Raw genomic sequence first — 8,444 nt, 5'->3', positions numbered from 1 at the left:
ATACGATAATAGATGCAGCAGGAAAAATGATTGTCCCTGGATTTATTGATGTGCACAGTCACGGCGGTTATGGCTGGGACAGTATGGATGGCAACCCAGAAGAAATCGATCAAATGGTACACAAAATGCAGCAAGAAGGCATCACTTCCTATTTTGCAACTACAATGACTCAATCGTATCAAAATATTGAAAAAGCAATGGTAGCTATTAAAGAAGCAGCTAAACGCAATCCGGTCATCCAAGGAATCCATCTTGAAGGCCCATTTGTTTCGGTTGATTTTAAAGGAGCACAACCAGAAGAGTATATTAAAACCCCAGATGCTGCAATGATGCGTAAATGGAATGACTTAAGCGGCGGCTTGATTCGCTTAGTCACTTATGCTCCAGAGACTAGTGATGCAACTGAGTTCGAAAAATATTGTACGGATCACAATATCGTCCTTTCAGTGGGCCACAGCAATGCAACACGTGCACAGTTAATGGATTCAAAAGCTTCTCATGTTACACATTTGTATAACGCTCAAAGAGGATTGCATCATCGCGAGCCGGGTGTGACAGGACATGCCTTTTTAGAAAAGCTTTATTCTGAAATGATCGTTGACGGTTACCATATTGCTCCGGATATGGTAAACATTGCTTATCAAATCCTTGGTCCAGATCATATTGAATTGATTACAGATTCGATGCGGGCTAAGGGCATGCCAGATGGAGAGAGTGAGCTTGGTGGACAAAAAGTTTTCGTAAAAGACAAACAAGCTCGATTGGCAGATGGAACATTAGCCGGCAGTGTATTGCAATTCAAAGATGCTTTTAAAAATATGATGGCCTTTACAGGCTGCAGGATTGAAGATGCGGTCAAAATGAGTTCAGTTAACCAAGCAAAAGAATTTGGCTTAACTCAAAAAGGAACATTAGAAGTCGGAAAAGATGCAGATATGGTAGTATTTGATCAGGATCTAAATCTTGAACACACAATTAGTTTTGGAGAAATGGTTTAAAAAAATTGAAAAGCGAAGGATGGGAAAATAATGGAAACAATTATTGTAAAAGATAACATCGAAGGCGGAAAAAAAGCATTTGAATTAATCAAAGAAGGCATGGAACAAGATGCTAAAGTATTGGGTTTGGCAACCGGCAGCACACCTGTGACTTTATATAAAGAAATGGTAGCCAGCGACCTTGATTTTACCGATATGACTTCTATCAATTTAGACGAATATTTTGGCTTGTCGCCAGAAAACCCTCAAAGTTATCATTACTTTATGCAAGAACAACTTTTTTCACATAAACCATTTAAAGAAACTTACGTGCCAGACGGGTTAGCGGATGAAAACAGCGAACCTGCCCGTTACAATCAAATTATTGAAAATCACCCGATTGATATTCAAATTTTAGGAATTGGAACGAATGCTCATATTGGATTTAATGAACCAGGAACTTCATTTGATTCAACCACACGTAAAGTAGCTTTAACCGATTCGACTATTGAATCGAATAAACGTAACTTTGATACGGTTGAAGAAGTTCCGCGTTTTGCTTATTCAATGGGGATCAAAAATATTCTTTCTGCTAAAAAAATTATTTTAATGGCATTTGGTGAGGAAAAAGCTGAAGCTATTAAAAATACAATTGAAGGCCCTGTTACAACAGAAGTACCGGCTAGTGTTTTGCAACAACACCCAAATGTAGTTATTATTGTAGATGAAGCAGCTGCTAAATTAATCCAACACTAGGAGGAGGAAGATGGGGAAGGAAACACCAATTTACATTCAAATTCATAACCAAATGCGTAAAGACATAGAAGAAGGTGTTTGGAAAGTTGGCGAACGCATTCCTTCTGAAAGAGACCTCGCTCTCCAGTTTAAGGTTAGCCGGATGACGTTAAGACAAGCCGTTCAAACTTTAGTGGATGAAGGAATCTTGGAACGGAAAGTAGGATCCGGGACATATGTATCAAGCAAGAAGGTGCAGGAAAGTATGGTGGGAATTGCGAGTTTTACTGATATCATGCTGTCTCAAGGGAAAAAACCTACTAGTAAAACGATTTCGTATCATGTGAAGTCGGCAAGTGTAAGCGAAGCCGAGAAATTAAAGTTGACTGAAGAAACGCTTGTTTTAAGAATGGAACGGATTCGGTATGCAGATGGTATTCCAATCTGTTTTGAAGTAGCCACTATTCCATTCAATTTAGTAGAACATTTAAGTAAATTAGAAATCACGCGCTCTCTGTATAAGGCTTTAGAAAATGAAAAAGGATTGCGTGTTGGTCATGCAGAACAGACCGTTTCAGCTATGCTGGCTTCGGAAAGAATCGCTGAATATTTAGAAATCAAACGAGGAGAAGCAATATTACGGTTGAAACAAATCAGTTATTCAACAGAAGGTCTGCCCTTTGAATATGTTCGATCTCAATATGTCGGCGAACGGTTTGAATTTTACCTTGAAAAAAACAAATAAACTCTTCTTTCATATAAAAAAACAGTTCAACGATAAGAATATGATCTTATCGTTGAACTGTTTTTAGTTAGGTCTTATTCTGAAAGAACAGCTGAGCTTGAAGAAAATCCTGAAAATTCACTAGAATCTGTTTGATCCAGATTTAAATGCTGTCTAAGGTTTTGTTGCAGCTCAACTAATTTTTCTTCATCTGGTTTCCAGAGGAAGACATCTTGTCCATAACTTGGAAAGTATTCATACTCTTCTACGCCTTCTAATTGCAAGGTTTCAATGTGTTGGGCAGCACTAGTGTAGTTGGTTGCGATAGCCCATAAGTCACGTCCTTTGAAATTGGTTTTGATATTAGGGCCAACAGCATTAAAAATTTTACTGAAATTAGTCAAACTTTTAATTGAAATGGTTTCATTAATAATTTCAGTGACTACTTCTCGTTGTCTTTTTTGTCTGCCCCAATCGCCTTCTGGGTCATCATAACGCATCCGTGCATAACCTAAAGCTTGATCTCCATTCAATTTTTGAATGCCTTTGTCGATGTGGATCTCGCCTTCTTTATCATCAATATCTTGGACATCAAATTCTAAGGGTGAATCAACTGTTACGCCCCCAAGTGCATCAACAAGCGTAACTAAACCTTGCATATTGATTTGAGCATAATAGTGAATAGGAATCTGCAACAGACTTTCAACTGTTTCGACTGTCATTGGTATTCCACCATAAGCATAACTTGCATTGATTTTATCCACTTCGCCATTAGGCAACGTTACGCGAGTATCGCGGGGAATAGAAAGCAGCCGTACATCTTCTGTTTCCGGGTTGATTGTAGCAACCATAATGGAATCAGCGCGACCGATGTCTCCCGGTCGTTTGTCAACTCCTAATAATAAAACAGAAAAAGGATCTTTATTAGATAAAACAATTTTTTCATCAGCATTCATAGCAGTTTCTGGCAAATCGTTTCCTTGGATCGTATCCAAAAAGTCGCCAGTAGATAAGGCTAAGTAAGTAACATAGACTGCTCCAGCTAAGATGAGGACAGCAAGTGCAATCAGAAAAGTATAAGTTCGTTTCTTTTTTTTCTTTTCTTTCATTCGGCTTAAACGCATTATTTTACTCCTCTATCTTTATCATTTTCTATCAGTGTAGATGATTACTTATCAGAATGCAATTGTAATATTGGAATTAAGTTTGTATAATTAGACTAAAATAGGAATTAAAGGTAGGTTATTTCTGAATGTATGATATGTTTTTAGTTATCGTTACGTGTGTAGCGACTGCCATTTTATCCTTGATACTGACACCTTTGATTCGTAAATTTGCTTTAAGAATAGGGGCTGTCGACCTGCCTGGTGAAAGGCGGATCAATTTAAAGGAAGTCCCGACGATGGGTGGTTTAGCCATTTATCTCTCTTTCTTTTTTGCTCTGTTTGTCTTATTGCCAATCCCGCTTTGGCAAATAGTGCCAACCTTTTTAGCAGCTACCGTCGTATTATTGACTGGTATTGTGGATGATTTGATCGAATTGACACCTAGAATGAAGATGTTGGGCATCACCATTGCTGCATTAGTTACTTATTTTGGTGCAGATATTCGTATCGATGTGGTCACCTTACCCATCATTGGTTCTTTTTCCATTGGTATGTTTAGTTTGCCGTTTACCATTCTTTGGATTTTAGCTATTACCAATGCAGTTAATTTGATTGATGGATTGGATGGTTTAGCAACAGGGGTTTCGATTATTGCGTTGTCAACAATGGGAGTTATCGGCTACTTCTTTTTAACTGTGGAAAATGCAGTTGTTTCTATTATGATCTTCGTATTGGTTGGGGCATTAGCCGGATTTTTGCCGTATAATTTTTTCCCGGCCCGGATTTTTCTTGGAGATACAGGTGCTTTGTTTTTAGGGTTTATGATTGCAGTCATGTCATTGCAAGGATTAAAAAACGCTACATTGATCTCATTGATCATTCCAGTCGTGATTTTAGGAATTCCAATTACAGACACGATTTATGCGATGTTAAGACGGTATTTAAACAAAAAACCCATATCAAGCGCAGATAAGATGCATTTGCACCATCAATTAATGGCGTTAGGATTGACTCACCGGCAAACTGTGCTGGCCATTTACTGCCTTGCCGCTATCTTTTCAGTGATTGCTTTAATGTATCCAATCTCTACTCTGTGGGGTTCAGTTCTTTTGACGATCGGATTGATTTTTGGATTAGAGTTGTTTGTGGAATCTATTGGATTAGTTGGACACAACAGCAAGCCGTTGTTAAACCGTTTAAGAAAATTTGCAAAAAATCTAAATAAAAAAGAATAAAAAACCACTAAATTCTCAATAGAGAGAGAATTTAGTGGTTTTTTTATCAGCATCAATAATCTCCATAATAATTTGATAAGCCATTTGTTTGAAATTCGTAATCTGATGCATCCCGTTCGTCAGCTATATCTAAGCCCAATGCCACTCGCAAACGATGGCTGATAAAATCAACACTGTCCGGGTAAAGCTCGACCATACTGGCTCCGCCCAACATAAAGTCCGTCCAGTCGAATACATAACTTTCAAATTCGTATTTTCCATCTAAGCCGGTTTGAGCGATACCTAGCATATCATCAAAACGCAAATCAGTTCTCATGTTTTTACCAACAGCAGTAATGGCATTAGAGTATTTTGAAATAGAGCCGACAGATAGAGCCTTGTCGACAATTGCCTGAATAAGCAATTGTTGTCTTTCGCCACGTTTGACATCATTATCGATTTTCCGAGTTCTGGCCAAAGCTAATGCTTGTTCACCATTTAATGTTTGCAATCCTTTTTCAAGATGGATTTGGTCTAAGATACCAGCAGCATTTTGTTCAGAAAAAGTAATCGGTACATCGACTTCGATTCCGCCCAAAGCGTCAATAATCTCTAAAAATGCATCAAAATTAAAGGTAACATAATAATGAATAGGAACATTTAACAGGTGCTCAACAGATTCAATCGTAGCCTGTTCTTCTCCTTTGACATAAGCTGCATTGATTTTATCTTTATTGTAAACCGTATCTTGGTAAACAATATCTGTATACGTATCTCGCGGAATACTGATCATATTGACTTTGTGTTTAGTTGGGTCAATGGTTAAATAAATTAACGAGTCTGTCCGTGCACTTCCAAGATCTCGGCTGTCATTGTCATCTATCCCCATAATCAAAATAGAAGTTGTTTCTGTTAAAGGATTTACTTCAATCGTCTTTTCACGTTCAAGCGTATGATAAGATGAATCGACAGCATTTTGAGCAGTAGCGTATAGTTTAGCGAAATAAACAGCTCCTGCTAAAATAATCAGCATAATAGGCAATAAAAAGCAGAATAGTAGAATCGTTTTTTTCTTTTTTTGTTTAGGTTGCCGCATAGGTGCAGTAGATTGCGTAGTCTTCTTTTGTCTTCTCAAAATCATTCTCCTCTGTTTAGAGCACTGTACTAAAAATAGTCTTAATCATTTTATCACAACAAAAAAAATTGTGGAAGTTTCTTCAAAAAAATAACAGTTTCTTAAACTTTATAATGGAGAGCCAGAGAAATACCCATATACAAAAACGCTAAAGTACCAAACTTTTAATCGGATCTTCTTTAGTAATAGCTTCTTTTTTACTGAGCAGGGGTTCTTTTTAAGTCGTGGTAGCTTTTTTCGCCTTTGGAAAAAGCTACTTGTCCATTTGTCCAATCGATTACTTCTTTTTGAAAGACGTTGATTTCAGCTTCATCTACAAAACAAACAAAAGTAACTTGGTCTGTATAAAGAATTTCTTTGATCCGATAAGCAGATTCTCTTAAATCATTTTCTAATTTTCCAGAAGCAGGATACTGAACCGTCGCTTTCATTTCGGTTTGTAGCTTTCGTTCTACTACGCCAACTTCTTCAAGAGCCGTACTGACTGCTTTTCCATAAGCTCGGATAAGGCCGCCTGCTCCTAGTTTTGTTCCGCCAAAATAGCGTGTTACAACAGCCACAACATTTTTCAATTCTTGTTTCTTTAAAACTTCCAACATAGGAACGCCAGCCGTTCCGCTAGGCTCACCATCGTCGTAAGCGCGTTGGATTTCATTATGGTCTCCAATTAAATAAGCAACACAATTATGATTAGCTTTCACATGTTCTTTTTTTAGGATTTGGATATAAACTTGAGCTTCGGCTTCCGTTGTAACACGTTTTAAATGGCAAATAAAACGTGATTTTTTTATTTCAATTTCAACTATCCCATCTTTTTCAATAGTATAATAGCTATTCAGCAACCTAAACACTCCTTTTTATAAATAAACGACTTATGAACGTCTTCTTCTCCAGTTTACCTTGAGGAATAGAAATGAACAAGCGAAGAGAGAAAGTGGCAATCAACTTTCATAAACGATTAAGCTAGTCATAGAAACCAGTTATTGTGAACAAACTCTTAAGAAAACAAACTTCTTCTTTTTTGGTACACAAGATGTGGTATAATCTTTATTTGAACGTTGAAGACAAAAAGAAAAAGGCGCGTGGTGTAAAATTGAAAATTGCAATAGTTACCGATAGTACAGCTTATTTAACTAAAGAGCAGTATGAACAAAATTCAATTTATAAATTGCCACTTTCTGTTGTAATAGATAATACTGTTTATTTAGAAGAAGTGGATATCCAAAGTAAAGAATTTTTTAAAAAAGTAAAAACAATGGAATCTTTACCGACCAGTTCGCAACCTACAACTGGGCAAATTATTACCTTATTCACTGAACTTGCTGAAGAATATGATGCCATTATTAGTATCCACTTGTCTAGTGGAATCAGCGGAACTTATCAAAACGTAGTAAGTGTAGCCAACATGATGGAAAAAATTGCTATTTATCCCTTTGATTCGGAAATCAGTTGTTCTGCTCAAGGTTATTACGTTTTAGAAGCTGCTCGCATGGCAAAAGCAGGAGCAAGTGTTGAAGAAATTTTCCAAGCATTTGCAGAAATGCAAGAAACCATGAAAGCTTATTTTTTAGTGGATGATTTGAACCATTTAGTACGCGGCGGACGCTTGTCAAACGGAGCAGCCATGATTGGATCATTACTAAAAATAAAGCCGATTCTATATTTTGAAAATAAACAAATCGTAGTATTTGAAAAAATTCGAACATCGAAAAAAGCTTTAAAACGGATTGAGAATTTGCTGGCCGATGACCTTACAATCGGCTATCCCATCGTTTCAACCATTATTCATTGCAACGCGGAAGACCATGCTAAGGCTTGGAAAGAACAGTTGGAAACAGCTTTTCCAGATGTTCGCTTTGAATTAAGCCATTTCGGCCCGGTAATCGGCACTCATTTGGGCGAAGGAGCATTAGGCATGACGTGGGTAGCAGACCGAACAAAATAGGATCTAAAAAAAACAGAGTAGTTTAACTACTTTGTTTTTTTTTGCGTACTTTTACTTTGAGAGCAGAAAGGTGGGAAGGTTTGGTGTTGATGTTAAGCGGACGAGAAGTACTTTTAGAAGAAATAAACGAGCCGTTAGCAGGGTTGAGATCGGTCAGTCAAGTATCAGGTTTTTTCGAGTTAAATGGACAGCTCACGTGTAGAAGATGCGGCACGAGCGAGCGAAGTAAAAGACAAGCCGCGCCTTGTTCCTGCGGGCCAGACTGTTATTACTGTACAAATTGCTTACAGATGGGAAAAATCAAACGCTGCAGTATTTTGTATACTGAAAAAGAACAAAACCAGTTTCCTCCATTAGAAGAACCGATTCTTACTTGGGATGGAACGTTATCCCGACAACAGCAAGAAGCATCAAAAGAACTTGTTGCTACGATCGAAAAGGACGGAAAAAGACTGGTCTGGGCAACTACGGGAGCGGGAAAGACAGAAATGATTTTTAAAGGAATTGAAGTGGCGTTACGATCTAAAAAAAGAATTTGTATTGCTTCTCCGCGAGTCGATGTTTGTCTGGAATTGGCCCCCAGATTAAAAAGTGCTTTTCAAAAAGTC

At 37.6% G+C, this 8,444-nt stretch carries 9 protein-coding genes; 6 read left to right on the top strand and 3 right to left on the bottom strand.

Translation table 11 applies throughout. From position 1 onward, the window contains the following. From nagA to RT405_RS02055, 3 genes are all read left to right on the top strand, one after another. The coding region (nagA, locus tag RT405_RS02065; RefSeq protein ID WP_313467145.1) for an N-acetylglucosamine-6-phosphate deacetylase at positions 1-998 on the top strand (998 nt) is incomplete at its 5' end. A gap of 30 nt (positions 999-1,028) precedes the next feature. Beyond that, positions 1,029-1,733 carry a glucosamine-6-phosphate deaminase gene (locus RT405_RS02060; RefSeq protein ID WP_313467143.1) on the top strand — a complete coding sequence of 235 codons (705 nt, stop codon included), beginning with the start codon at positions 1,029-1,031 and terminating at the stop codon, positions 1,731-1,733. A 10-nt stretch (positions 1,734-1,743) separates the two neighbouring features. After that, positions 1,744-2,457, top strand: coding sequence for a GntR family transcriptional regulator (locus RT405_RS02055; protein ID WP_313467141.1), 714 nt, complete (start codon positions 1,744-1,746; stop codon positions 2,455-2,457). Positions 2,458-2,531: 74 nt separating this feature from the next. On the opposite strand, the gene RT405_RS02050 is transcribed toward RT405_RS02055, so the two are convergent. Next, positions 2,532-3,560, bottom strand: coding sequence for an LCP family protein (locus tag RT405_RS02050; RefSeq protein WP_313467139.1), 1,029 nt, complete (start codon positions 3,558-3,560; stop codon positions 2,532-2,534). A gap of 137 nt (positions 3,561-3,697) precedes the next feature. On the opposite strand from RT405_RS02050, the gene RT405_RS02045 reads away from it, so the two are divergent. Then, complete coding sequence (locus tag RT405_RS02045) at positions 3,698-4,777, top strand: MraY family glycosyltransferase (RefSeq protein ID WP_313467199.1); 1,080 nt, start codon at positions 3,698-3,700, stop codon at positions 4,775-4,777. A gap of 52 nt (positions 4,778-4,829) precedes the next feature. Here RT405_RS02045 and RT405_RS02040 read toward each other — a convergent pair whose 3' ends face one another. Together RT405_RS02040 and RT405_RS02035 are read right to left on the bottom strand one after the other, a co-directional pair. Further along, entirely contained in the window at positions 4,830-5,891 is a 1,062-nt protein-coding gene (locus RT405_RS02040; protein WP_313467137.1) for an LCP family protein, read from the bottom strand. Between the two features lie 197 nt (positions 5,892-6,088). Further along, positions 6,089-6,733 carry a YigZ family protein gene (locus tag RT405_RS02035; protein WP_313467135.1) on the bottom strand — a complete coding sequence of 215 codons (645 nt, stop codon included), beginning with the start codon at positions 6,731-6,733 and terminating at the stop codon, positions 6,089-6,091. 251 nt (positions 6,734-6,984) lie between these two features. Here RT405_RS02035 and RT405_RS02030 point away from each other — a divergent pair, with 251 nt between their 5' ends. Further along, positions 6,985-7,836: a DegV family protein gene (locus RT405_RS02030; protein ID WP_313467133.1), complete on the top strand. Its 852-nt coding sequence runs from the start codon at positions 6,985-6,987 to the stop codon at positions 7,834-7,836. An 89-nt stretch (positions 7,837-7,925) separates the two neighbouring features. Continuing rightward, positions 7,926-8,444: DEAD/DEAH box helicase family protein (locus RT405_RS02025; protein ID WP_313467197.1), on the top strand; the 519-nt coding region annotated here is incomplete at its 3' end.

This window comes from Carnobacterium sp., assembly GCF_032094055.1.
Lineage (GTDB): Bacteria > Bacillota > Bacilli > Lactobacillales > Carnobacteriaceae > Carnobacterium_A.
Note: the sequence above shows the minus strand (reverse complement) of the source record. Positions and strands in the feature narration are given on the sequence as shown.